The organism is Pseudoalteromonas qingdaonensis (genome assembly GCF_038739665.1).
Lineage (GTDB): Bacteria > Pseudomonadota > Gammaproteobacteria > Enterobacterales > Alteromonadaceae > Pseudoalteromonas > Pseudoalteromonas qingdaonensis.
Genome location: NZ_JBCGCU010000013.1, coordinates 33,163 through 57,440, shown reverse-complemented (window position 1 = coordinate 57,440; position 24,278 = coordinate 33,163). Strand labels below are relative to the sequence as shown.

The window sequence follows — 24,278 nt, the reverse complement described above, 5'->3', positions numbered from 1 at the left end:
AATATTTATGGTTACCCTACTGGCTGGAGCCATTCATTTGCCCGCTGACGCTCTGATAAGGTAGCAGCTCAAAAATGGGCAATACCGCCAACAGATGATCCATAATTTCCGCCTGAATATGCTCGTACGAGATCCAGCGCTTATCGGCGCTAAAGCAGTAAAACTCGATGGGCAGACCATGATTCAAGGGCTGTAACTCACGCACCATCAGGGTTAGGTCCTTATTGAGACGATCATGCTGCTTAAGATAACCCTCGGCATAACGACGAAACAGCCCCAGATTGGTGACCTTATCCGGCAAGGAGGTGGTATTGATATACTCGGACAGCTGCAAGGTTTCCTCTATGCTTTGCTGCAACTCGTCATCGGCGATACGTATGCTGTTCATATCTATATTGAGCGAGCGCTTAATACGGCGACCGCCGGACTCCTGCATACCGCGCCAGTTTTTAAACGAGCCAGAAACCAGGGTATAGGTCGGCAAGGTAGTGATGGTGTTATCCCAGTTGCGCACCTTCACCGTGTTTAGACCTAGGTCTATCACCTCGCCATCGGCGCCATAGCTGTCCACCTGGATCCAATCACCATAAGTAACCAGGCGGTTGGCGGCTATCTGAATGCTGGCCACAAAGCCTAAAATAGTGTCTTTAAACACCAACATGGTTACCGCGGCAATGGCACCGAAGCCGGAAATAATATAGGTAGGCGAGCGCTCCAGCAGCAGGGCAAAAATTAAAATGGCACAGATGATAAAGGTGATCAGCTTCACCAGCTGGATCAAGCCCTGAATCGGCACCTCGCGGGAGAATTCAAACTGGTTATACAACGCACCGCCTATGCTCACCATGCTACTGACAATAAAACCACCGTAGACAATCAGCAGAATTTTCACACCCGTGTGCATTAAATTCAGATAAAGCTCAGGGAGCTGCACTACGGTTTGGAAAGACGCAAGAAAAGCGACACAGCAAATAAAGCCAGCCAGGCGACGGTTAAGTTTAACCAGCAAGGGCTTCAAGGTCGAAGTGCGATGCGGTGATATGCGCATCATCAGGCTTTGCAGCGCCGGCAGCATTAAACTACTTAAAAAGAAGTACAGCAGGATAATGGCCATCAGGCCGATACCCGCCGCTGAAATAGTGCTTAGCAGCTCGGCACGCTCGGTGTCGGCAAATAAGGGCTTAAGCATTTTTTGTAAATGACTTTGGGTCATAGCTGAGTTACACCTTTCCTGTGGTATCTACTACTTTGGCACAATTGGGGGCGGCTGTGGGTGCTTGTTGCTGGGCAATAAGCTCATCCTTGGCCTGCCAAATTTCGTTGAGTTGCTGTTGGAACTCGACCCGAAACGCCTTGTCTTGCTGATAATCACCGATCAATTGCGGCGCTATGTCGCGTACATTGACCAGTAAGTCTATCTGGGTCAGACGTCCGAGCATAAAATCACGACAGATATGGCTTCCTTGTGATTGATAGCATAGTGTGGCATCAAGCAAACCATCAAACTGCTCCCCTAAAACCTGCAAAGCAAAGGCGATACCGCCAGCCTTGGGTTTTAGCAAATACGCAAACGGACTAAGTTGGCGCTGCTTTTTACCTGGGGTAAAGCGTGAGCCCTCAACAAAGTTAACTATGCAGGACGGGTATTGCTTAAAGTTATGGCAACTGCGTTTGGTACGCTCCACATCCATGCCTTTTAACTTGGGATTCTTGGCGATCTGTTCCTTGCTGGCGCGCTTCATAAAAGGCATACCCATGGCCCAGGCACCGCTGCCGATAAAGGGCACGTATTTAAGTTCATCCTTAAGGAAAAACTTCGGCGCCGGCAGCTCGGTAACGGCGCTAAGCACTACGATATCAAGCCAGCTCAGGTGATTGGCAATCAAGAGATACCATGCCTTGGGGTCAACCTTGCCGTCAAAGCGCACATTAAAGCGCTCGCAGCCCAGCTGTAACGCCAAACGATTACCTAAACGCCAGCCACTGTAGGCCCAGTGCAGCACCACAGTAGTGGCATAAAAAGGCAGGATAAGTTTTACCAGCCCAAGGATAAAAACGATCACTCCCCACACCAAGGTATTTACCAGCAATAAGCAGGTGGCCAGGCTTCCCACCAGCCATTTGGGCAATAATCGTTTCAGCATAATTAGTTCCTTTTCTGCTGCGTTAGCTGCTTCAGGGTCGAGTCTTTTTCTTGCCATAAGGCATTGAGATGCTGCTGAAACTCTACGCGAAATGCATTGTCGTTGCTATAGTCACCGATCAGCTGCGAGTCCAGCGGACGCACTTCCACATGCACTACAACCTCTTTCACTTTACCGCCGGCAAAGTCCATAAAGGTAGGAATACCGCCCGGGTAATGAATAGTGACATTGACGATTTTACTGATCTGCTCGCCCATGGCCTGCAAGACAAAGGCAATGCCACCGGCTTTAGGCTTAAGTAAATGATTAAAAGGGCTGTTTTGACGCTTATGCTTGGCATCTGTGTAGCGGGTTCCCTCAACAAAGTTGACTATGGACACCGGCATTTCCTTAAACTTTTCACAGGCCTTGCGCGTGGTTTCTAAGTCTTTACCGCGCAGTTTCGGGTTTTTCTTCAGCTGTGACTTACTGGTTCGCTTCATAAAAGGGAAGTCCAGCGCCCACCAGGCCAGGCCTAAAAACGGCACATACAGCAGCTCTTTTTTCAAAAAGAAGTTCAAAAACGGAATGCGCCCACGAAAGATACGCTGCATCACCAGAATATCGACCCAACTTTGATGGTTAGCCACCAGCAGATACCAGTCTTTTTTGTCTAGTTGTTCAAGCCCGGTCACTTTCAGCTTATAAGGAGTGATCAGTTTTTGGTTTAAGGAGTTACCCGCAACCCAGCAACTGGCCATGGCTTTTGCCAAGGCGCTCATGGCTTTTCGCCAGGGTTTAATAGGGATAATTTTAAGAACACCACAAAGAACTATTGGAAGAAACCAAAATAAGGTGTTCAGGGTATAAAGACCAACACTCACAATTTGCCGAAATAAAGCAACCACTGCACGCACAACAACTTTCCTGTTTGGGTATAAAAAACAAGCGCTAATGATAGCGCTTTTTTGTCTTTAACGGAAAAGGGTTCTGTTGCCGACTAGCAACACCCCTGGGCTAGTCCTCAAAATAGGTATAGCCGCTTAATCCCTGATTTAGCTCATCCAGATAACTCTGCTTCAGCGCCGAGTCGATAGCCAAGGCACTCACTCTTTGCTGATAGCGCGCCGCCAAGGCTTCACTATCGTAATGAACGAATTTTAATACGTCCTGAACACTGTCGCCCTTGATTTCATTGGTCAGGCGGTACTCATCGCCGTGCATTTCCACATGCACAGAGTCGGTGTCACCAAAGAGGTTATGCAGGTCGCCCAGGATCTCCTGATAAGCACCTACCATAAACATGGCCAGGTGATATTGCTGACCAAACTCATAGCGTGGAATAGGCAAGCTGGCTTCGATACCGGCACCGTCTACATACTCGCGAATTTGTCCGTCCGAATCACAGGTAATATCCTGAATGATCACACGCTGATCCAACGGCTTATCAAGATTTTCTATAGGCAGTACCGGGAATAACTGACCAATACCCCACACATCCGGTAACGACTGGAATAATGAGAAGTTTACAAACAGCTTGTCCGCCAACTTTTCATTCAGCTCATCGATCACCTCGCGATGGGCACGGGCTGACTCGCTCAAACAAGCACGCACCTTGTGCAGGGTACGGAAATAAAGTTGCTCAACCAGAGCCCATTGCTCAATACCCAGCATACCATGAACATATTGAGCATGAGCCTCGCTAAATAGATGCATGGCATCGTGATAGCTTTCGATAGCCATTCGGACGTTCACACCGACGCAGGTTTGCTGCATTTCCAGCACCACCTTGGGCAGGTTTGCATCATCGGCTATCGTCACCTCGTTATTAGGTGCTTTTTCTACGTCCACCACATCTGTGATCAAGACCGCATGGTGTGCGGTCAGCGCCCTGCCCGACTCGGTAATAATGGCCGGATGAGCCAGACCGTTGGCATCGCTCACCTCAGCAAAGGCGGTCACCACGTTTTTGGCATACTCTTCAACCGTGTAGTTCATTGAGCAGCTGCTGCGCGAGCCCGAACCTTCGTAGTCGACACCCAGGCCGCCACCCACATCCACGGTTTGCAGCGGCACGCCCATTTGACACAACTGCGCATAATGGCGGGCGCATTCGGTTAGCGCACGTTGGATATCGCGAATATTGGCGATTTGCGAGCCGATATGGAAATGCACCAGCTCCATTAAATGCAGCTTATTGTGTTTCTTTAAAGTCTCAACGGCCTGCAGCACCTGAGAGGCGGTCAAACCAAATTTGCCACGCTCACCACCGGTATTTTGCCACTTGCCCTTACCCACGGAATTAAGACGAATACGAATACCAATTGGCGCTTCAAGGGCCATGGCATCCATTTCGCGGATCAGCGCATCAAGCTCGGAAAGCTTTTCGATAACAATATTAACCTTGTGACCGGTAGCCTGACCGATCAGCGCCAGGCGCATAAACTCGCTGTCTTTGTAACCATTACAAACTATGGTGATGTCTTTTTCGGCCAAACCTAAAATAGCCATTAGCTCAGGCTTAGAGCCAGCTTCTAAGCCGACCTGACCACTGCTGTGCGCCAATAACTTGGATACCACAGAGCGCTGCTGATTTACCTTAATGGGATAAACGCAGGTATAGTCACCCTGATAAGCCTTGGTGGTTTTAGCCTGACTAAAGGCGGAAATTAAACGCGATGCCCTATGCTGCAAAATATCGGTAAAACGCACCAACACCGGCAAGGTCAGGCCTTGCTCTTTAAAACGCTCGACTAAGGCATTTAATGCCAAACCGGGTTTATTTTTATCGCCATCGGGATAAGCCACCAGCTCACCCTGAGCGTTAATATCAAAGTAGCCATCGCTCCAATGACTGACGTTATAAACGGATTGAGCGACCTGGTAACCCGCTGGGTGAACCTTTTCCATACTCTGCTCTCAATATTGACCCAAGAATTTGCCGCTAGTTTAATACCTCTTATTGCCACTAGCGAATAGAAAATCACATAAATGCAGCTAAAATGTGATTGAGCATTGCCCTGCACACTGGCAAAATTGCGTTTCTCATTTATTGGTGATTATGTAACACATGACAAGTTTAGATAAAAACCACTGGTTTACCGAAATCAGTGACCGTGATGGCAGTGCTTTCTCACTGCGTATCAACAAATTACTTGAAGAAAAACAGTCTCCCTTTCAGCATGTTGCCATGTATGAAACCACCGACTTTGGTAACCTGATGATCATTGACGGCTGCACCATGGTGAGTACTCGCGAGAATTTCTTTTACCATGAAATGATCGCCCACCCTGCGCTGTTCAGTCACCCGAATCCGAAAAACGTGGTGATCATCGGCGGCGGCGACTGCGGTACCCTGCGTGAAGTGCTTAAGCACGATAGCGTAGAGTCGGTCACGCAAATCGATATCGACCAAGTTGTTACCGAGATGTCGCTCAAGTACTTCCCTGAGCTGTGCACTTCAAACCAGGACCCTCGCGCCACCTTGTTATTTGATGACGGCATCAAATACATGCGCGAAGCCGCGCCTGAGTCTATCGACGTAGTGATTGTTGACGGCACAGATCCGGTTGGCCCGGGTGAAGGCCTGTTCAACCACGCCTTCTACCAAAGCTGCTTGAAAGCCCTGCGCCCTGGCGGCGTGCTGGTACAGCAAAGCGAAAGCCCGCTAATGCATATGCCATTACTATTGGAAATGCGTGGTGCAATGAAGGAAGTGGGCTTTGGCGCCTTGCAAACCTTGCCATTCCCGCAGCCTATTTACCCGTCGGGTTTATGGTCTGTGACTCTGGCCCGTAAAGGCATGGGTTTCGACGGCTTCCGCGCCTGTGATCCACAAGCACTACAAACCGAATACTACACCCCGGGTATCCACCAGGGCGCCCTAAGCGAGCCGCCATTTATGGCCAGAGCCTTCGCTGGCGAAACAAAATAAAATCAGGCGAGTTCAACTCGCCTTTTTTACCTCTGCAGCTAGCCCCTCGCCTTTGAATACGTATGCAATCTCTATGTGATCGCCCCCCGTTCACCTTACCCTAAGATTTCTCTTTAGGCGTTTCATAACTTGGCTAGGGTCTGTTGACCTTTGTTGTTTGTTTCTGCAGCAGTTTGTAGTGTATTTGTACAAGGCGGCACATGTGTGGTGTAGTTATTCTACATAAACATGTAACAACACAGTAGAAATGCGCTACAAACGCTGCCCTACGGGTTCACCTAAACGCATCCTGCTCTGTGTTGCTCGCGATGAACATAGAATGACTATGCATCATAACGAGCGTCGTGATCAGAATGCGTTTAGATTGAACATAAAGTAAACCGCAAAGATAAACAGACCCTAGGTAAATCTCAGCCTAACCATAGTTATTACCAGGACAAGTCAATGCGAGTATTTATCCCTTTGCTTTTGGCATCGCCATTAGCGCTGGCAAAAACCGTGAGCGTCAGCTCTCCCGACGGACAGATCCAAATTTCTTTAAGCGATGAAGGCGCCCCAAGTTACCAGGTGACCTTTGCCGGTAAGCCGGTGATTAACTCATCCAAACTGGGTTTTTATTTTAAGGACGAAGTGCCACTGCGTGACGACCTGGTGATCACCGAGACGCAAACTCAAAGCGCCGACCAAAGCTGGCAACAGCCCTGGGGTGAGCAACGCCTTATTCGCGACAATCACAACGAACTGACGGTCACCTTCAGCGACGAAAGCGATGCCAGTCGCAACTACATGGTGCGGGTGCGCGCCTTTAATGACGGCCTGGGCTTTCGTTATGAATTAGAAGGCAAAGAGCGCCCCGATTACCAGATCACCGATGAGCTCACCGAGTTTGCGCTGGCAGGACAAAACAACGAAGCGCTGTGGATCCCGGCCCGTGGCTGGAACCGTTACGAGTACGTGTATAAGCGCACCGACGCCAGCGAAGCAGCCCATGTTCATACGCCCTTTACCCTGAAAATGGGCAACGGCGTCCATATCAGTATTCATGAAGCCGCCCTGGTCGATTATGCTGGCATGACTCTAAACCAGCGTCGTCCGGGGATTTTTAAAGCGGATCTCACCCCTTGGTCCGACGGCATTGCGGTAAAAACCGAAAACGGTTTCACCACCCCCTGGCGTACCATTCAAATCGCCGATAAGGCCACAGGCTTGCTTAACTCGCACCTGATCCTCAACCTTAATGAACCGAATAAACTCGGCGATGTATCCTGGGTGAAGCCGGGTAAATACGTGGGTATCTGGTGGGGTATGCACATCAATGAAAACACCTGGGGCAGCGGTGAAACACACGGCGCCACCACAGAAAACACCATTGAATACCTGGACTTTGCTGCCAAATACGGCTTCGACGGCGTGCTTGTTGAAGGCTGGAACCAAGGCTGGGATGGCGACTGGTTCTTTAATGGCGATGTCTTTAGCTTTACCAAAAGCTATGATGATTTCGACCTGGCCGCCATTGCCAAACACGGTGAAAAGGTCGGCGCCAAACTGATCGGTCATCACGAAACCTCGGGCAATGTCAGCAACTATCGCAACCAGATGGAAGACGCCTTTAAGCTGTATCAAAAACATGGCGTCAGCCAGATCAAAACCGGCTATGTTGCCGACGGCGGCAATATAAAGCGCATCGATGAGCAGGGCATCGCCCGCTACGAGTGGCACGACGGTCAGTTTATGGCTAACGAATACCTCTACAATATTGAACTGGCAGCCAAGTATCAACTTAGCATCAACACCCATGAGCCGATCAAAGACACCGGCCTGCGCCGTACCTACCCGAACTGGATCACCCGTGAAGGCTCGCGCGGTCAGGAATTCAATGCCTGGGGCACACCGCCGAACCCACCTGCGCATACGCCCATGCTGGCCTATACCCGCATGCTGGCGGGACCGATGGACTTCACTCCGGGGATCTTCGATATGGGCTTTAACGGCCTAGGCGCCGATACCAACCGCCCACAAACCACCTTGGCAAAACAGCTGGCGCTCTATGTGGTGCTCTATAGCCCGGTACAAATGGCGGCGGATTTACCACGAAATTACCTGGCCAAGCCGGGTGCCTTCCAGTTTATCCAGGATGTGCCCACCGATTGGGAGCTAAGCCAGGCCCTTGCCGGTGAAATGGGTGAGTATGTGGTTTTTGCCCGTAAGGAGCGCAAGCGCGATCACTACAGTGGTAACGACTGGTATCTGGGCGCTATTACCGATGGCGAGGCCCGCAAGGTTGATATCAAGCTCGACTTCTTAGAGCCCGGTAAGCGCTTTGAGGCGCAGATCTATGCCGATGGTGAGGATGCCGAATGGGTGAATAACCCCTACAGCATGACCATCAGCAAGCAGGTGGTCACCAGCAAGGATCAGCTTACGCTTAAGCTGGCGCCCAGCGGCGGCACCGCCATTCGCTTTAAGGCACTGGATTAATAGCTCTGAACCAAGAGCGAAAAAGAAGCCACCTACTCGGTGGCTTTTTTATGGCTGCGCTCAAGCAATAAATACTCGGTGCGTTTAATTTCACGAATAATGGAGTTGCGGTTCATTTCCATAATAGTGGCGCTCACACAGGGCACAGAAGACCTGTGCATCCCCTTTCTGTGCGGCCAGAACCAATAACGCCGTGGTTGTTTCTGTCATAGTGAAAATCAAACCTTTATTATAAGACGCAGTAGCAAGCAAAAAGGTTGGCTACCAAGGTAATTAATTTATACCAATTCTGTTAAGTATGTGATCAGATATAGCGCTGGATAAATGAGGTGATAATAAGACGGACAAGGCCTTCCCAAGCACCTAACCCAGGGGGTGGATTGGCTGCTCAGGGAAGGCAAAATGACTAACCGGTTATGGCCACTTTACCTCGGCGGCAAGAACGCGTACCGGGGCAATATAGTGAATAATATCGCCGCCTTGAATGGCGTAATCCAGCGGTGGGTTGAGGTCCATATCCAGAGCGCTGAGATTATGGGCAATGCCTAAAATGGTGGCGTCATACTGGCGCTTAAAGAGCTCAAAAATATCCGCATAGGTGAAGCGACTGACTTCGTTAGGGATCACCATGGAGAAATGCGTGTCACCATGGAGACTCGACATAATTTCCTGCTGCACTCGGCTGGCACCTGGGTCTTCCATGGAGCGCACCAATACCTCTGCGGTACGGTTAGAACTGCATTCAACGTTGGCACAGTGCTCGCTGAGCATTTGCGCCTTACTTTCATCATCGAAATAAGCACAGATATGGGCGCTTTCCTTCACTAACTTGCTGATCTTCAGCGCCGTGGTAAAGCTTTGGTTGTCGTCCGCCCCCTCCACTATGATGCGATCGGCGGTACTGATACCCACACGCTTGAGTTGCTCTTCATCGGTATAGCTGCTCAGTTTTACAAAGCTGACATTGGGCTCAGAAAAGAAAGGGTGCTCAATATCATCGGTCACCGCCAGCACTATGTCTCGGCGTACCCGTTTGTCATCGGCAAGAATGTAGCGCACCATTTTGCGAGTGCGCACTGGGTGCCAACCGAAAATAATGATGTGGTTAGCAAAATGCGTTACGTCTTTTTCACCTGTCATAGCACGCCTTATTATATGTGTAATGGTTTGTCCGGCCTTACCCAGCAGCATACCGAATAACGCCAAACCGAAAGGAATTTGTACCAGGGCCACCAGCAGACGCCCCAGATCTGAGCTTGGGCTTAAATCGCCATAACCCACGGTTGAAGTGGTAACCACGTAATAGTAAAAAAACGTGTTTGGCGCCAGCAGCGCCTGCTCACCGGCCCCAGCCAAAAGCAGCCAGGTTAACCCCATATGCACCAAAATTGCGAGCACCACCGCCTGCCAACTGAGTTGGTCGATATGATTGCGAATGGTGAGCAAGAGGCGCTTAATCAATATCGGCATAATTCGCCTTATCCCTAACTATTTGGGCGCCTTAGGCGCCCAATTTTTTGTATTAATTATACTTATTTCAGCATTCTAGCTGTTCTTGGTCGCTAATGCCTCAGCAATATATTGATCAATTTGCTGCTCTAGTACATTAAGGGGAATAGACCCATGACGCAAGACCTGATAGTGGAACTCGCGCACATCAAAGTCATGACCCAGGGCTTTTTCCGCCTTGGCACGTAAGCGTTTAATGGTAAGCTCGCCAATTTTGTACGACAGTGCCTGAGCCGGCCAGGAGATATAACGATCCGTTTCCGTTTTCACATTATGCAGTGATAAGGCGGTGTTTTCGCTCATAAAATCCAGCGCCTGCTGGCGCGACCAACCGAACATATGCATGCCGGTATCCACCACTAAACGCGCCGCACGCCACATTTCATAGGTGAGGCGACCAAAATCGCTATAAGGGTCTTGATAGAAGCCCGCTTCAATACCCAGATATTCACTGTACAAACCCCAGCCTTCGCCAAAGGCCGAGAGATAGGCATTACGGCGATAGCTTGGCAGGTAATCCAGCTCGGCATTAAGGGAAATTTGCAGGTGATGACCCGGTACCGCTTCGTGCAAGGTCAGTGCTTCTAATACATACAAGGGGCGCTTATCCAGGGCATAAGTATTGACCCAGTAGAAGCCCGCTTCGTCATCACGGCTGGATCCCGAGTAGCGGCCCGTGGTGTATTTAGGGGCTATGTTGGCGGGAACCGGCGCTACACCATAAGGCTTACGCGGCAACTCCTTAAACAATTTTGGCAACTGAGCGTCCATCTTTTTGGCGATATAAGACGCTTCCTTCAGCAGCTCTTCCGGGGTGGTAGCGTAAAACTGCGGATCGGTACGCAAAAACTCAACAAAGTCGGCAAAACTGCCTTCAAAGCCAAGCTCATCTATGATCGCCTGCATCTCACCACGAATGCGTTTTACTTCCTGCAAACCCAGTTCATGGATCTCTTTTGGTGTCATTTGTGTGGTGGTGTAATGCTTGGCGCGATTGGCATAAAAGGCCTCGCCGTTAGGTACATTCGAGATGCCTATGGTTTCGCGGGCGCCGGGGCGATAGGTGTTAACGAAAAAGTCGTAGTAGTTTTGATACGCTGGCAACACCTGCTGGGCTATCACTTCCTTGGCCTGGCTTTGCAACTGGGCAAACTCGTCATCGGTGATGCCGGCGGTATTTTGCTTAAAGGGCGCATAAAACTCGGATTCGGTGACATCATCCACCAAAAAGGCACTGATGGATTCTTCATAACCGGCCAACACAGCCTTAGGCTGGGTTAAACCGGTTTCCAGGCCCTTGTTCATCCAATAAATATTCTGCTCGAAGAAACGCGGCACCTGGCTTAAGCGCTTAAGGTAGGTTTCAAAGCCTGCTTTTGAGCTGTAATCGCCACGGGCAACCATAAAGGACAGCGAAGAGTGAAAGCCGTACTCTGAGGTCAACGGCATATAGTGGCTATTAAAGCGATACTCATCCAGCTGGTTCTGCACCTGGGCGCGGATAATCTGTAGATTAATCTTGTTCTCGCCGCTCAGAGCCTCGCTATCTATGGCATCAAGCTGGGCAAGCAAGGCCTGGCGTTGCTCGTACTGGGCCTTTAGGTACTCGGGACTCAGGTTGGCCAGCAGGTAACCGTCCACCTCTTGCCTGTAAGGGTTCACACTTTCGCGATAGTTGACGATTTGCTCGGCAACCTGGGTAAAGGTCTCATCCTGGTTCAGAGACACGGTTTTACTGGGCGCCGCGCAGGCACTCACGCCCAATACCAAGGCTGTGGCCAGGGCCAATGTTTTCAACTTAAAGGGAGACTGCATATTTCTGTTCTCGTTATTGCAATGCACTATGATGCCCTACTCTAGCCCAGCGGCTATTTGTGTCAAAGTCGATGCGACCAAATTATCCTTGGTTGCGTTTGCACACTCTATGCTCGCCCAAGTGCAGAGCCCAGCGTAAAAATGGCTTAATCCTTGAGCTGTTACGGGCCCTCAAGTACACTATGGCCAAATTCCCTCTAGGCTTGAATTACCATGAAAGAAGCTGAGCAAAAAACCACGCATTTTGGTTATAAAACGGTCGCGGCAAACGAAAAAGCGGCTCATGTTGCCGATGTTTTCCACTCGGTCGCAGCTAAATACGATTTAATGAATGATTTGCTCTCTTTTGGCATTCATCGTCTTTGGAAACGCGTCACCATAGCCAGCTCCGGCGCCCGCAAAGGCCAGACAATTCTTGACTTAGCCGGTGGTACTGGCGACCTGACCGCTAAATTCAGCCAGCTGGTTGGCGATACCGGCCGCGTGATCTTGGGCGATATCAATGATTCTATGCTCAAGGTAGGTCGCGATAAACTGCGCGACCGTGGCCTGGTTAGCAATATCGAATATGTGCAGATGAACGCCGAAGAGCTGCCATTCCCAGACAACAGCATAGACGTGATCACCATAGCCTTTGGTCTGCGTAACGTCACCGACCAAAGCAAGGCGCTGGCCTCAATGTATCGTGTGCTTAAGCCAGGCGGTCGCTTGCTGGTATTGGAATTCTCCAAGCCTGAGCATGAAGTGCTGAGCAAGCTTTATGATGTCTATTCCTTCAATATTCTGCCTAAGGTAGGCCAGGTAGTGCTCAATGACAGTGAGTCTTACAAATACCTTGCCGAGTCTATTCGTATGCACCCGGATCAAGAGACCCTAGAAGGCATGATGAAAGAGGTGGGCTTTGAGCAGACCAGCTATCAAAATATGAGCGGCGGTATCGTTGCTCTGCATCGTGGCTTTAAGTTTTAAGGAGCGGCCATGCTCGGGCATTTTGCTATCGCCGCCATAGAAACACTCGCCAACAGGCTAATCTCTCTCGACCCTCAGGTACAGACTCGTCTTGCCAAGGTACAGGGGCAAAGCCTGGTGGTGCATGTGCGCGACTGGCAGCAATTTATCAGCGTCGTCTACGCCAGCGAAGGCTTGATGCTGCAAGTGCACGATGCACAGCCTGAGCACAGCGACTGCTTTATCAGTGCCGATACCGACACCCTGATGAAGCTTAAAGAGCCATCGCGCCTGACTCAGCTTATCCGCCAGCATAAACTCGATATCGACGGCGATATTCATCTTGCCCAGGCCTTTAGTCAGGCCTTTAGCGAGCTCGATATCGACTGGCCGGAACATTGGTCGCAATATATCGGCGATGCCCCAGCCCAGTTATTATGGCAAGCTGTCAGCCAAGGCAAAGCCCGGGCGTTAGAAGCGCAAGGCAAGCTGGATCATATACTGCTGACGCTGTTGCAAGACGAGCTTAAAGTAAGCATTCACCCGCTGGAACTGACCCAATTCACGCGTCAGAATCGCCAATTAAAGAGCGATGTACAACAGCTGGAACAGCGCCTAGATAAACTATTGGCCCAGGTGCCAATGCAGCAAACAAGAGGTTAATTGTGGCCGCAGCGCGACTGTATTTCATCACCAAAACCTTATTGCAGTACGGCATCGATGAGCTGCTGCCGCGCCATAAACTCCCCTGGTTCGCCAAACTGGCCAGAAGCAGCGCCTTTTGGCTGCGCAATCGCCACCGCGACAAGCCCGCCGGCATGCGTTTACGCCTGGCCTTTCAAACCTTAGGGCCGGTGTGGATCAAGTTCGGACAAATGCTATCGACCCGCCGCGATCTATTGCCCGCGGAAATCGCCAACGAACTGGCTTTGTTACAAGATCAGGTGCCGCCCTTTTGTGGCGATCAGGCACAGAAAATCATAGAACAAGCATTAGAAATCGACGATATCAGCGCCGTTTTCAGCGAATTCGACACCAATCCATTAGCCTCTGCCTCCATCGCTCAGGTACATACCGCCAAGCTGGCCAACGACAGCGGCGAGCATCAGGAAGTCGTGGTTAAGGTCATTCGCCCCGATATCAAAAAGCAGATTGATGCGGATCTGACCCTGATGCAGCAATGCGCCAAGGTGGTGGCTAAATTACTGCGCGAAGGCCGTCGTTTACGCCCGGTTGAAGTGGTTAAAGAATATAAGAAAACCCTGCTCGATGAGCTGGATTTAATGCGCGAAGGCGCCAATGCCATTCAGTTAAGACGCAATTTCGAAGGCTCTGAATCCCTCTACATTCCTTATGTGTACAGCGACTACAGCCGCAGCAATGTGCTGGTGATGGAGCGTATTTACGGCATTCCCGTATCCGACACCGATGCCCTGCTGAAGCAAGGTACTAATATGAAGTTGCTGGCCGAGCGCGGCGTTGAGGTCTTCTTTACCCAGGTATTTCGCGACAGCTTCTTCCATGCCGATATGCATCCGGGTAATATTTTTGTCTCTTACGGCAACCCGCATAACCCGCAATATATAGGCATAGACTGCGGCATAGTCGGCACCTTGAATAAAGACGATAAACGCTACTTGGCAGAGAACTTTATCGCCTTTTTCAACCGTGACTACCGCAAGGTGGCAGAGCTGCACGTAGACTCAGGCTGGGTGCCCGCCGATACCAGCATAGAAGAGTTCGAATTTGCCATTCGCACCGTGTGCGAGCCCATATTTAATAAGCCACTGGCGGAGATCTCCTTCGGCCATGTGCTGGTTAACCTGTTCAACACGGCGCGACGCTTTAATATGGAAGTGCAGCCACAACTGGTGTTACTGCAAAAAACCTTGCTCTATGTTGAGGGCCTGGGACGTCAGCTCTACCCGCAGTTGGACCTGTGGAAAACGGCGAAACCTTTCTTGGAAGATTGGGTCAAACAACAAGTGGGCCCTTGGGCCGTGGCCAAGCAAATGTATGCTAATTTGCCGTTTTGGGCGGAAAAGATGCCCGAGATCCCGGATTTACTCTATCACGCCCTCAAGCGCCAGCATCTGCAGCCACCACCTCAGGCCAATAACCACAAACCCGTGCTGCTTACCCTAATTGGTTGCAGTGCCTTGATAGTCAGTAGTATTTTGGTCATCAACCACTGGTACACTGGGGCCGCAATTAGCGCCACCTTGGGAGCAGGCCTTTGCTTGCTGGGCTGGCGAAAGAGCTAGGGTCTCCCCCGTAAAGATTTATACTATTAGCTCGACGCAGTACAAGGTATACTCGTCGAGCAATTATCCGCATATTGGAGTACATAATATGGGCATTGGTAACGTCGGCTGGGTACAGCTACTTATAGTTTTAGCGATTATCGTATTGCTATTTGGCACCAAAAAACTACGTAACATCGGCAGCGATCTAGGCAGCGCGGTGAAAGGTTTTAAGAAGGCCGTTAAAGACGAAGATAAAACCGAAACGACCACTCAAGAAAAGATCAGCGAGCAGGATAACGCGACCAACCCGGCCGCCGATAAAACCGCTGCGCAAGATAAAGACAAGGTATAAGCGCCGATGGGCATGTGGGAATTGCTGGTTGTGGCCATAGTTGGCCTGATCGTATTGGGCCCCGAGCGTTTACCTGTGGCCATACGGACCGTCAGCACCTGGATACGCAAAATCAAGACCATGGCTAATCATATTTCCGCCGAAGTCAGCGAAGAGCTGCGCGTGCATGAGCTACATCAGAACCTCAAAAAAGCCGAGCAGCAAAATATGAGCGATATTTCCCCGGAACTGCAAGAATCGGTGGCGCAATTACAGCGCGCTGCACAGTCCGTTACCCGCAGCTATGAGAAAACGGATAGCGCGGCAACAAGCCCACAAAGCAAAGAGCAACCGAACATAACGTCCGAGCCTACCACAGACACCAGCAACGACCCGCAAAGCACAAAGAAAAATCATGACTGAACCCGCGCAATCCGGCTTTATTTCGCACTTACTTGAACTGCGTAACACCTTGTTGCGCTCTGTGATTGCGGTATTGGTGATCTTTATCGGTCTGGCCTATTTCGCCAACGATATTTACTCCTTCGTCGCCAATCCCCTGATAGAAAATCTGCCGGAAAACAGCCAGATGATCGCCACGGATGTGACGGCTCCTCTGTTTACACCCTTTAAATTGACCTTGTTTGTCGCGCTTTTTGCCGCCATTCCCTTTATTTTGCACCAAATCTGGTCCTTTATAGCGCCCGGCTTATACGCCCATGAAAAGCGTATGCTGATCCCCATACTACTCTCGAGCATAGTGCTGTTTTACGGCGGCATCGCCTTTTGTTATTTTGTTGTGCTGCCGATTATCCTCAGCTTTTTCACCGGCATTGGCCCTGAGGTCATGACCCTGACGCCGGATATCAGCAGTTATTTGGGCTTTGTACTCAAGCTGTTTTTGGCCTTTGGTATCGCCTTTGAAATCCCCGTCGCCATCATGTTGTTATGCTGGAGCGGCGTCACCTCGACCAGCAGCCTTAAAGAAAAGCGCCCTTACATAGTGGTCGGTGCCTTTGTACTGGCGATGTTCCTAACGCCACCGGATGTGCTCTCACAAACCTTGCTTGCCTTGCCCATGCTGTTATTATTTGAGCTTGGCCTTATTTTGGCTGCATTTTATAGCGCGAAACCATCATCGGAAGAATCACAGGAAGAAAAGCAATGAAAAAATACCTCGTGCCCGCCTCGCTAGCATTACTAGCCACCCTAAGCACCACGGCTCAAGCCGATGATGGTGTAAATATTCAGGCCTTAAAAGCATGTAGCTTTATCGAAAACGATTTCCGTCGTCTTTTATGTTACGACAACATCATGGCCGGCAAGCCAATCGACAGCATGCCCGCCGAAGCACCAGCTAACAAAGCGGGCAAGTCTCAAGGCAAAGGCGCAGCGGCTGCTGCCGCGGCAGCAGGCAATGCAAACGCCGCCAACAAGGGCAAAAAAGACAAGAGCGACTTTGGCATAGAGCACAAACAGCGCAATGAAGAAAATGGCGATGAACTTGTGGCCAAGGTCAGCAGCGTTAAAGAAGCGCCATACGGCGAGCTTATCATCACCCTGGACAACGGCCAGCGCTGGCGCCAGGTTGGCACTGAATCATTCCGTGTCAGTAAAAACGATACCGTAGTGATCAGTCGCGCCATGTTCAATTCTTTCTTGATGAAAAAACAAGGCACCAATAAAAGCATCCGCGTAAAACGCACCGACTAATTATGATCGACGCCGGCGTTAACCTTAGCAGCAGTCAATTTCGCCATGACTTTGACGCCGTGGTTGCCCGCGCTCGCGAGGCCGGCGTTCAATCCATGATGGTGATCGGCTGTGATGAAGCAGACAGCCAAGAAGCATTGACTCTGGCGCAGCAATTTAACCTTTATAGCTGCGCCGGCATTCACCCCCATAATGCCAAGGATGCCACGGACGATTTCGTCGCCAACCTCACCGCAATGGCCCAGACCAAAGAAGTGATTGCCATAGGCGAATGCGGCCTTGACTATAACCGTGACTTTTCACCTCGCCCCCAGCAAAGAAAAATATTTTCCAGTCAGTTAGTACTTGCTAACGAGCTCAATATGCCGGTGTATTTACATGAGCGTGATGCCCATGAGGATATGTTGGCTATGCTGCGTGAGTATCAACCCCGCGGGGTATTGCACTGCTTTACCGGCAACCGCCTGCAGGCACAAAATTATTTAGATCTGGGCCTGTATCTGGGTATTACCGGCTGGGTATGCGACGAGCGCCGCAGCGGCGAGCTTAACGATGCGCTTAATGTTATTCCCATGGATAAGCTGCTTGTGGAAACCGACGCCCCCTATTTATTGCCACGCACCATTCGCCCCAAGCCTAAATCACGGCGCTGCGAACCGGCTCATCTGCCCTATGTAGTTGCGCACCTAAGTGAACATTATCGGGTATCAAAAGAGCAAATCAGCGCCCTCAGCGTCGCCAATTTCAACACCCTGTTCGCCCTTGAGTGCTAAGGGAAAATCTTGTCGGCGATAAATATGCGCGACATCAACAAATTATCTTATACCAATTCTGTTAAGTATGTGATCAGATATAGCGCTGGATAAATGATATGATAACAAGACGGAATTTTTCTTATGTAGTTATTCTACATAGAAAAATCCCAACACTGTTAGCATGATATTTAGCCCGCTAGAATGATTAGCTATTTAAGTGAATTGGTATTATAGCCAGAGCATCCCCTTGGATTAGCTGGTAAAATGCCAACTAGACTGCGCGGCATCGCCTTGCCGGCTTACACTCAATGTACAGGAGAGCACCATGCCTCAATCAGGACTCGATTTATTTCCTTACACCCGTATGCGCCGTTTGCGCAAAAACGACTTTTCACGCCGTTTGACCCAAGAGCATGAGCTGAGCGTCAATGATCTGATCTACCCCGTTTTTGTGTTGGAAGGAAAAAACCGTCGCGAAGCGGTAGAATCAATGCCAGGTGTTGAGCGCCTGTCTATCGATCTTCTGATTGAAGAAGCCAGAGAATTGGCAGCCCTTGGTGTGCCTGCCATTGCTTTGTTCCCGGTGACGCCTGGCGATAAAAAAACACTGCATGCAGAAGAAGCCTACAACCCGGAAGGTTTGGCTCAACGCACAGTGCGCGCCCTTAAAGAAACAGTGCCTGAGCTTGGTGTTATCACGGATGTGGCGCTAGACCCATTCACGGTGCATGGTCAGGACGGCATCATTGATGACAACGGCTATGTGATCAACGACGTAACCACACAAATCCTGGTAAAGCAGGCGCTGTCTCACGCCGAAGCCGGAGCCGATGTAATCGCCCCATCGGATATGATGGATGGACGTATCGCCGCCATTCGCGAAGCCCTGGAAGAGCATGGTTATATCCATACGCAAATCATGGCCTACTCGGCCAAGTATGCGTCCAGCTACTATGGTCCATTCCGCGATGCGGTGGGCTCGGCGGGTAATCTTAAGGGTGCGGATAAGAAAACCTATCAGATGAACCCGGCCAACTCGGACGAAGCCTTGCGTGAAGTGGCCTTAGACCTGCAAGAAGGCGCCGACATGGTGATGGTGAAGCCAGGCATGCCATATCTGGATATTGTTCGTCGCGTAAAAGACGAATTTTCGGTACCCACCTTTGCCTATCAGGTAAGCGGCGAATACGCCATGCATATGGCCGCCATTAACAACGGCTGGTTAAACGAGCGTGAAACCATAATGGAATCCCTGCTGGCCTTTAAACGTGCCGGTGCCGACGGCATTCTTACCTACTTCGCCAAACAAGCCGCCCTTTGGCTTAACGAGAAATAATTGCATAAAGGACGATAACTTAAGTTATCGTCCTTTTATTAGGATCTGTTTATCTTTGCGGTTTACTTTATGTTCAATCTAAACGCATTCTGATGAATATAATCACTAATTTATGTGGTCAAATTCATCCATGAAGCTTGGTTACATCGCGCATCCATGCGCTCACCTCGCTAAGCTGCGAAGCATTGCTTCGGTCTTGCTCGCCTATGCTCATAGCGAGTAACACAGAGCAGGATGCGTTTAGATGAACCCGCAGGGCAGCGCTTGTAGCGCATTTCTACTGTGTTGTTACATGTTTATGTAGAATAACTACACCACACATGTGCCGCCTTGTATAAATACACTACAAACTGCTGCAGAAAAAACAACAAAGGTCAACAGACCCTACAATCATCACAATTAGGTTAAATTATTGACACCTAGCTGTAACCTCTCCCCCGTAAGCTATGTACCCCTTTAAGGGTAATCTAATTAGAAACACGGGATTTACTTCATGAAAAACACCTTTACGCCAATCGCTTTGGCAGTAGTCAGCGCCTTTGTGTCGCTCTCGGCACAAGCGGATATTTTTATCTCTGAATACGTTGAAGGCAGCAGCAATAACAAGGCCATAGAGCTTTACAACCCGACCGACAGCGAAATCGATTTAAGCCAGTACCAGTTAGCCTTTTATTTTAACGGCAACAGCAGCGCGGGATTAACCCTAACGCTGACAGGCACCTTAGCGCCACAAGGCGTGTATGTTGCTGTTCACAGTTTGGCGGCGGCAGAGATACTTGCAACCGCTTCTTTAACCAATGGCAGCGGCTGGTTTAACGGTGATGATGCCATAGTGCTGAGCAAGCAAGGCGAGGTTATCGACAGCATGGGTCAGGTGGGTGTAGACCCAGGCTCAAGCTGGGGGGCAGGCACAAGTACAACGCAAAACAATACCCTGCGCCGCATCGACGGCACACCGGCACGCACGGATATCACCTCAGCTTATGATCCCAGCGCTTATTTTAGCGGTGCCGGTAATGATGACTTTAGCGATCTCGGCCAGTACCTGGGCACTAACCCGCCGGTTGATCCCGAGCCTGAACCAGATCCGGACTTCAGCCTGACCTGTGCCGATACCGCCACGGCCATCCATAGCATTCAGGGTAATGGCGCGGCCAGCCCCATGGTTGGCGAGCAGGTGGTGGTAGAGGCCGTAGTCAGTGCCGACTTCCAAAACAGCAATGAGCTAAGCGGTTTCTTCTTATCTTCACTGCAAAGCGATAACGACCCAAGCACCTCGGAAGGTATCTTCGTATATCACAGTAATAATGATGTGAATGTGGGTGAGCGAGTGCGCTTAATCGCCACGGTAGCCGAATACTATGGCGCTACCCAGCTTAAAGATGTAACCGCCTTGGTCGATTGTGGCACCGCTGCGGTGAGCGCAACCCCATTGACTCTGCCGGTAGCGGATGTAAACGACCTGGAAGCTTTTGAGGGCATGTTGGTAAGCCTTGCCCAGCCTCTGTATGTGGTCGATAACTACAACCTGGCGCGCTACGGCGAAGTAGGCCTGGCCAGCGAGCGCTTGTATCAAGGTACTCAGGTTGCACTGCCCGGCGCTGCCGCCAATGCGATAGAAGCCGATAACCTGTTAAAGCAGCTGCTGCTTGATGATGGCTCAACCCGTCAAAACCCAGCTCACATCGCCTACCCGGCGCCGGGTCTTGATGCCTATAACACGCTGCGCCTGGGCGACACGGTCAGCGGCCTGACCGGGGTACTGGGATATAGCTTTGATCGTTACCGTCTGCACCCAAGCACGGCACCTCAGTTTGTTGCCGCCAACCCACGTACGGACGCGCCTGAGCTAACGCAGCAGGGTGATATCAGGGTAGCTAGCTTTAACGTTTTAAATTACTTCAATGGTGACGGCCAGCAAGGTGGCTTCCCCACCGCTCGCGGCGCCGACAACCTGGAAGAATTTGTTCGCCAAGAGCAGAAACTAGTCAGCGCCATCACCGCCATGAACGCGGACATTATCGGCCTGATGGAAATCGAAAACGATGGCTTTGGTGACTTCAGTGCCCTGAGCTCTTTGGTTAACGCCCTGAATGCGGCCAGCAGCGAGGGCGAATATGCCTTTGTCGATTTTGGTGTAGAGCAAGTAGGTAGCGATGCCATCACCACGGCGCTGATTTATCGCAAGGACAAGGTAGAGGAAAATGGCCTTGCCGCCATTAACAACCAGGGTGCTTTTGCCTACGGCAACCGCGCCGCCATAGCGCAAACTTTTAAAGATATTGCCACCGATGAGGTGCTGACCGTGGCTGTTGCGCATCTTAAGTCAAAAGGCGGCTGTGGCAGCGCTCAAGGTCTGGATGCAGATCAAAATGACGGCCAGGCCTGCTTTAACGCCACCCGAGTGGCCGGCGCCAATGAATTTGCCAGCTGGCTTGCCAATCACCCGACCGGTGTTGAAGACGAGGACATCATACTGGTAGGTGATATCAATGCCTACGCCATGGAAGAGCCGATGCAAGCCTTTGCCGACGCCGGTTTTGCTAACGTGCTACCGACTCTGGACGGTGATAACCTGAGCTACTCCTATAACTTCCAAGGCCGCATGGGTAGTCTGGATCACGCCCTAGCCTCACCCAGCCTGATGGCCAAGGTAGTCGCGGCAACGGATTGGCATATCAATGCCGATGAACCGCGCGTACTGGATTACAACCTGGAATTTAAAACACAAGAGCAACAAGCCAGCTGGTACGCTGAGCATGCATATCGCGCTTCGGATCACGACCCAGTAATTGTCGCTATTAAGGCAGAGCCAAAGCCAAGCGAAGAGTTCAGCGGCGAATTCACCGCCATCAGCGGCTCGTTCCAACCGAAAAACTTCACCATAGAGTTACCTGCCGATTTCGATTACCTGGATATCGAACTGGTAGGCGGCTGGGGTGAAGCGGATCTCTATGTCAGCAAGCAGCGCCGCGGCACGAAGAAACATGCCGATTGCGCCTCACGCAACAGCGGCCCAGAGGAGCTTTGCCAGTTCACTAACCCGAAAGCAGGCAAGTGGAAGGTACGTGTTCAAGGCAGCCAGCCTTACGGTGAAGTAACCCTGCGTTACCGCGCTACTAAGTACTAAGTGTTTTAGTCTAATTAGTACTAAAAAGGGCAGATATCATATCTGCCCTTTTTGTTGGGATGCTTAATGACAATTCGCGCCATAGTGCTTGCTTTAAGTATAATAGCTGTTGGCTTTGAATTAACGCCTGCATAACTGGCTAATAAAGCTTGACTTAAATTGGTGACGCACGAACCAAGCCAAGCTTTATTAGTCCATGCGTTGATGCACTTGTTATGTTTTTTGTGCTTCATAAGTTGAAACCAAAAACAAAGCCATTGTGCCAGCTAAGTTTACTGACAATTCGGCATGTCTTGCTTGTGGTTTAACTGGCTTCTTACCTTGACCGTGTGCATCACCCAACTTATTTCTTAATGATCCAAGTCCATTAACTATACCGCTACAACCACCAAGTATTTGCTTGAAAACTTGCTCACCATGTTGGTCAGGAGCTAAGTTTAATTCTTTAGCTGTAAGCTTATAAAGTTCAGACAACTCAATAGAAGTGGCGTTGTAGCTAACTCCTCTATCATCGAGTATGTGTTTACAGACACTTTCTAAAATAGTTCTAGAGATAGTTATTGCACCCTCTGGATCTGTACTTTTTCTCTCTAAAGCTTTGCCCCAAGCATAATGAATACTTTCGGAATCAAATTTCTCTAGGACTTCTGATATTGATTTCTGAGCAGGATGAGTCTCGCCACTTTCAAGTAGCTCCAATATTGGGTTAAAAGCATTCCAAATATGCTTTCTGCGATCTGCGTAGTTATCATGTTCATGCTTAATGTATTGCCAAAACTGAGATAAGTTTCTATTTACTCTAACCCAACGAGGTAGAAGGTTTGAAATTGTTGGGTTATCAAGCGCTTCCTTCCTGATTAATTGATAGTGACCATCATCAGCGTTACCACCGGTAGCTTGAGCAATTAATACATTCTGAAAATATTCAATTCGATCATAAAGAGAATTTAGGTGTTCTAATCCTTGCACAAAACTTCCTTAAAAACATAACATTTTAGTATTTATGGGACACGTTGTTCGTGTCACATAATCCCTTGTTGAACTGAGGTGCTACCTGCACCTAGCTTGGTGTAGTTTATGCTATGGGAATTTGCTTTTTGAAGCATGAGGGGCAATGACTTGGTTTGCTCAATCCTGTGCCTTCTTTTACGCTTCCCAGCATCGCTCAGTCATGTTTTTTATGTGTCTATTACAGCGCTTCCAGGGCTTATAAGCAACTTTTTTTAAATCGCACAGCCTATCTCATCCCAATTCTGTTAATTAGGGTAACTCATTGAATTTAGGCAGCTCGTTTGCGCTGCTAACTCAGTCGTATGTCTGCCTATATGTCGCTTTGGCAAAAGATGTTTTGCGGATTTGCGTGTACGCAAACAATCAGGTGCGTTCCAATTCGGAAGTCTCACCGTAAGCAATTACAACATATATACGTTATACATCTTGTCACGTTAGCGGCCCGATAAAAATTGTCAGGTTGAAACCTGACCTACAGGTATCACCCTCTCCCGTTTTGATTCGCGCTTTCGATCTCGGCTTTTGCTGCGGCGCGTGGCTATGACAGCGAGGCATGGATGCCGAGCTAGATTTACCGGTACAGGGATGGGCCGTTAAATCGTGTCGCAGCCTAAGCAGAGCGTTTAGCAAAAACCTGAGTTCGGAAGCATTAGCGAATCACGGGCGCCTTGGGGTTCCAAGGGGCGGTTGGCGTAAACCGCCCTTTGGTTGTCGTCGCCAACGCGACAAGATCTTAATTTGAAGGATGTAGTGGAGAAACTGCAAGCAATTCACCCCTGAAGCTGCATTGTTGCCCTTTGTCGGCCTAAAAGGCCGACCTACAGGGTTGTCGTCGCCAACGCGACAAGAACTAACTTCTGTGCAAGAAATTCATCCATGAAACGTCTCTCCTGTCGGCTTCCATGCCTCCACCTCCTCGAGCTGCGAAGCAGTGCTTCGGTCTCTCGTC

General features: G+C 50.0%; 20 protein-coding genes. 12 read left to right on the top strand and 8 right to left on the bottom strand.

Annotation, left to right across the window (positions count from 1 at the left end; all coding sequences use genetic code 11):
- Positions 1–16: 16 nt before the first annotated feature.
- From WCN91_RS11820 to speA, 4 genes are all read right to left on the bottom strand, one after another.
- Positions 17–1,213 (bottom strand): mechanosensitive ion channel family protein, encoded by a 1,197-nt coding sequence (locus WCN91_RS11820; protein WP_342679296.1) that lies wholly within the window; start codon positions 1,211–1,213, stop codon positions 17–19.
- Between the two features lie 7 nt (positions 1,214–1,220).
- Complete coding sequence (locus WCN91_RS11815) at positions 1,221–2,144, bottom strand: acyltransferase (protein ID WP_342679293.1); 924 nt, start codon at positions 2,142–2,144, stop codon at positions 1,221–1,223.
- A 2-nt stretch (positions 2,145–2,146) separates the two neighbouring features.
- Positions 2,147–3,040 carry an acyltransferase gene (locus WCN91_RS11810; protein WP_342679291.1) on the bottom strand — a complete coding sequence of 298 codons (894 nt, stop codon included), beginning with the start codon at positions 3,038–3,040 and terminating at the stop codon, positions 2,147–2,149.
- Positions 3,041–3,140: 100 nt separating this feature from the next.
- On the bottom strand, positions 3,141–5,033 hold the full coding sequence (gene speA / locus WCN91_RS11805; RefSeq protein ID WP_342679289.1) for a biosynthetic arginine decarboxylase: 1,893 nt from the start codon (positions 5,031–5,033) through the stop codon (positions 3,141–3,143).
- A gap of 160 nt (positions 5,034–5,193) precedes the next feature.
- Between speA and speE the strand changes: the two genes are divergently transcribed.
- Both speE and WCN91_RS11795 read left to right on the top strand, forming a co-directional pair.
- Positions 5,194–6,057, top strand: coding sequence for a polyamine aminopropyltransferase (gene speE / locus WCN91_RS11800; RefSeq protein WP_342679287.1), 864 nt, complete (start codon positions 5,194–5,196; stop codon positions 6,055–6,057).
- Between the two features lie 444 nt (positions 6,058–6,501).
- Positions 6,502–8,535 carry a glycoside hydrolase family 97 protein gene (locus WCN91_RS11795; protein ID WP_342679285.1) on the top strand — a complete coding sequence of 678 codons (2,034 nt, stop codon included), beginning with the start codon at positions 6,502–6,504 and terminating at the stop codon, positions 8,533–8,535.
- Positions 8,536–8,567: 32 nt separating this feature from the next.
- Here the strand turns inward: WCN91_RS11795 and WCN91_RS11790 are convergent, their stop codons facing one another.
- From WCN91_RS11790 to WCN91_RS11780, 3 genes are all read right to left on the bottom strand, one after another.
- Positions 8,568–8,696, bottom strand: coding sequence for a hypothetical protein (locus tag WCN91_RS11790; RefSeq protein ID WP_342679283.1), 129 nt, complete (start codon positions 8,694–8,696; stop codon positions 8,568–8,570).
- 253 nt (positions 8,697–8,949) lie between these two features.
- On the bottom strand, positions 8,950–10,005 hold the full coding sequence (locus WCN91_RS11785; RefSeq protein ID WP_342679281.1) for an ion channel: 1,056 nt from the start codon (positions 10,003–10,005) through the stop codon (positions 8,950–8,952).
- Positions 10,006–10,080: 75 nt separating this feature from the next.
- Positions 10,081–11,859, bottom strand: a complete 1,779-nt coding sequence (locus WCN91_RS11780) for a DUF885 domain-containing protein (RefSeq protein WP_342679279.1) — start codon at positions 11,857–11,859, stop codon at positions 10,081–10,083.
- Positions 11,860–12,072: 213 nt separating this feature from the next.
- On the opposite strand from WCN91_RS11780, the gene ubiE reads away from it, so the two are divergent.
- From ubiE to WCN91_RS11730, 10 genes are all read left to right on the top strand, one after another.
- Positions 12,073–12,828 (top strand): bifunctional demethylmenaquinone methyltransferase/2-methoxy-6-polyprenyl-1,4-benzoquinol methylase UbiE, encoded by a 756-nt coding sequence (gene ubiE, locus WCN91_RS11775; protein WP_342679277.1) that lies wholly within the window; start codon positions 12,073–12,075, stop codon positions 12,826–12,828.
- Between the two features lie 9 nt (positions 12,829–12,837).
- Positions 12,838–13,470: a ubiquinone biosynthesis accessory factor UbiJ gene (locus tag WCN91_RS11770; RefSeq protein WP_342679275.1), complete on the top strand. Its 633-nt coding sequence runs from the start codon at positions 12,838–12,840 to the stop codon at positions 13,468–13,470.
- A gap of 2 nt (positions 13,471–13,472) precedes the next feature.
- Positions 13,473–15,071, top strand: coding sequence for a ubiquinone biosynthesis regulatory protein kinase UbiB (gene ubiB, locus WCN91_RS11765; RefSeq protein WP_342679273.1), 1,599 nt, complete (start codon positions 13,473–13,475; stop codon positions 15,069–15,071).
- An 88-nt stretch (positions 15,072–15,159) separates the two neighbouring features.
- Positions 15,160–15,405, top strand: coding sequence for a Sec-independent protein translocase subunit TatA (gene tatA, locus WCN91_RS11760; RefSeq protein WP_105200358.1), 246 nt, complete (start codon positions 15,160–15,162; stop codon positions 15,403–15,405).
- A gap of 6 nt (positions 15,406–15,411) precedes the next feature.
- Positions 15,412–15,807, top strand: coding sequence for a Sec-independent protein translocase protein TatB (gene tatB / locus WCN91_RS11755; RefSeq protein ID WP_342679270.1), 396 nt, complete (start codon positions 15,412–15,414; stop codon positions 15,805–15,807).
- On the top strand, positions 15,800–16,552 hold the full coding sequence (gene tatC / locus WCN91_RS11750) for a twin-arginine translocase subunit TatC (RefSeq protein WP_342679268.1): 753 nt from the start codon (positions 15,800–15,802) through the stop codon (positions 16,550–16,552). Before tatB ends, tatC begins: the two co-directional genes overlap by 8 nt.
- The gene (locus WCN91_RS11745) at positions 16,549–17,097 is read left to right on the top strand and encodes a hypothetical protein (protein WP_342679266.1); all 549 of its coding nucleotides are present in this window, start codon (positions 16,549–16,551) and stop codon (positions 17,095–17,097) included. Before tatC ends, WCN91_RS11745 begins: the two co-directional genes overlap by 4 nt.
- A 2-nt stretch (positions 17,098–17,099) precedes the next feature.
- Positions 17,100–17,870, top strand: a complete 771-nt coding sequence (locus WCN91_RS11740) for a TatD family hydrolase (protein WP_342679264.1) — start codon at positions 17,100–17,102, stop codon at positions 17,868–17,870.
- A 307-nt stretch (positions 17,871–18,177) separates the two neighbouring features.
- On the top strand, positions 18,178–19,188 hold the full coding sequence (gene hemB, locus WCN91_RS11735; protein WP_342679262.1) for a porphobilinogen synthase: 1,011 nt from the start codon (positions 18,178–18,180) through the stop codon (positions 19,186–19,188).
- 493 nt (positions 19,189–19,681) lie between these two features.
- Positions 19,682–22,318: an ExeM/NucH family extracellular endonuclease gene (locus tag WCN91_RS11730; RefSeq protein ID WP_342679260.1), complete on the top strand. Its 2,637-nt coding sequence runs from the start codon at positions 19,682–19,684 to the stop codon at positions 22,316–22,318.
- Positions 22,319–22,531: 213 nt separating this feature from the next.
- Here the strand turns inward: WCN91_RS11730 and WCN91_RS11725 are convergent, their stop codons facing one another.
- Positions 22,532–23,287 carry an abortive infection family protein gene (locus WCN91_RS11725; RefSeq protein ID WP_342679258.1) on the bottom strand — a complete coding sequence of 252 codons (756 nt, stop codon included), beginning with the start codon at positions 23,285–23,287 and terminating at the stop codon, positions 22,532–22,534.
- Positions 23,288–24,278: the final 991 nt, after the last annotated feature.

Excerpts from the sequence above, each read along its gene's own strand:
- speA (WP_342679289.1), bottom strand. The coding sequence starts at position 5,033 with ATGGAAAAGGTTCACCCAGCGGGTTACCAGGTCGCTCAATCCGTTTAT.
- tatA (WP_105200358.1), top strand. The coding sequence starts at position 15,160 with ATGGGCATTGGTAACGTCGGCTGGGTACAGCTACTTATAGTTTTAGCG.
- WCN91_RS11730 (WP_342679260.1), top strand. The coding sequence starts at position 19,682 with ATGAAAAACACCTTTACGCCAATCGCTTTGGCAGTAGTCAGCGCCTTT.
- WCN91_RS11785 (WP_342679281.1), bottom strand. The coding sequence starts at position 10,005 with ATGCCGATATTGATTAAGCGCCTCTTGCTCACCATTCGCAATCATATC.
- WCN91_RS11790 (WP_342679283.1), bottom strand. The coding sequence starts at position 8,696 with ATGCACAGGTCTTCTGTGCCCTGTGTGAGCGCCACTATTATGGAAATG.
- WCN91_RS11795 (WP_342679285.1), top strand. The coding sequence starts at position 6,502 with ATGCGAGTATTTATCCCTTTGCTTTTGGCATCGCCATTAGCGCTGGCA.
- WCN91_RS11820 (WP_342679296.1), bottom strand. The coding sequence starts at position 1,213 with ATGACCCAAAGTCATTTACAAAAAATGCTTAAGCCCTTATTTGCCGAC.
- tatC (WP_342679268.1), top strand. The coding sequence starts at position 15,800 with ATGACTGAACCCGCGCAATCCGGCTTTATTTCGCACTTACTTGAACTG.
- tatB (WP_342679270.1), top strand. The coding sequence starts at position 15,412 with ATGGGCATGTGGGAATTGCTGGTTGTGGCCATAGTTGGCCTGATCGTA.
- WCN91_RS11770 (WP_342679275.1), top strand. The coding sequence starts at position 12,838 with ATGCTCGGGCATTTTGCTATCGCCGCCATAGAAACACTCGCCAACAGG.
- WCN91_RS11745 (WP_342679266.1), top strand. The coding sequence starts at position 16,549 with ATGAAAAAATACCTCGTGCCCGCCTCGCTAGCATTACTAGCCACCCTA.
- WCN91_RS11740 (WP_342679264.1), top strand. The coding sequence starts at position 17,100 with ATGATCGACGCCGGCGTTAACCTTAGCAGCAGTCAATTTCGCCATGAC.
- WCN91_RS11815 (WP_342679293.1), bottom strand. The coding sequence starts at position 2,144 with ATGCTGAAACGATTATTGCCCAAATGGCTGGTGGGAAGCCTGGCCACC.
- WCN91_RS11780 (WP_342679279.1), bottom strand. The coding sequence starts at position 11,859 with ATGCAGTCTCCCTTTAAGTTGAAAACATTGGCCCTGGCCACAGCCTTG.
- hemB (WP_342679262.1), top strand. The coding sequence starts at position 18,178 with ATGCCTCAATCAGGACTCGATTTATTTCCTTACACCCGTATGCGCCGT.
- speE (WP_342679287.1), top strand. The coding sequence starts at position 5,194 with ATGACAAGTTTAGATAAAAACCACTGGTTTACCGAAATCAGTGACCGT.
- ubiE (WP_342679277.1), top strand. The coding sequence starts at position 12,073 with ATGAAAGAAGCTGAGCAAAAAACCACGCATTTTGGTTATAAAACGGTC.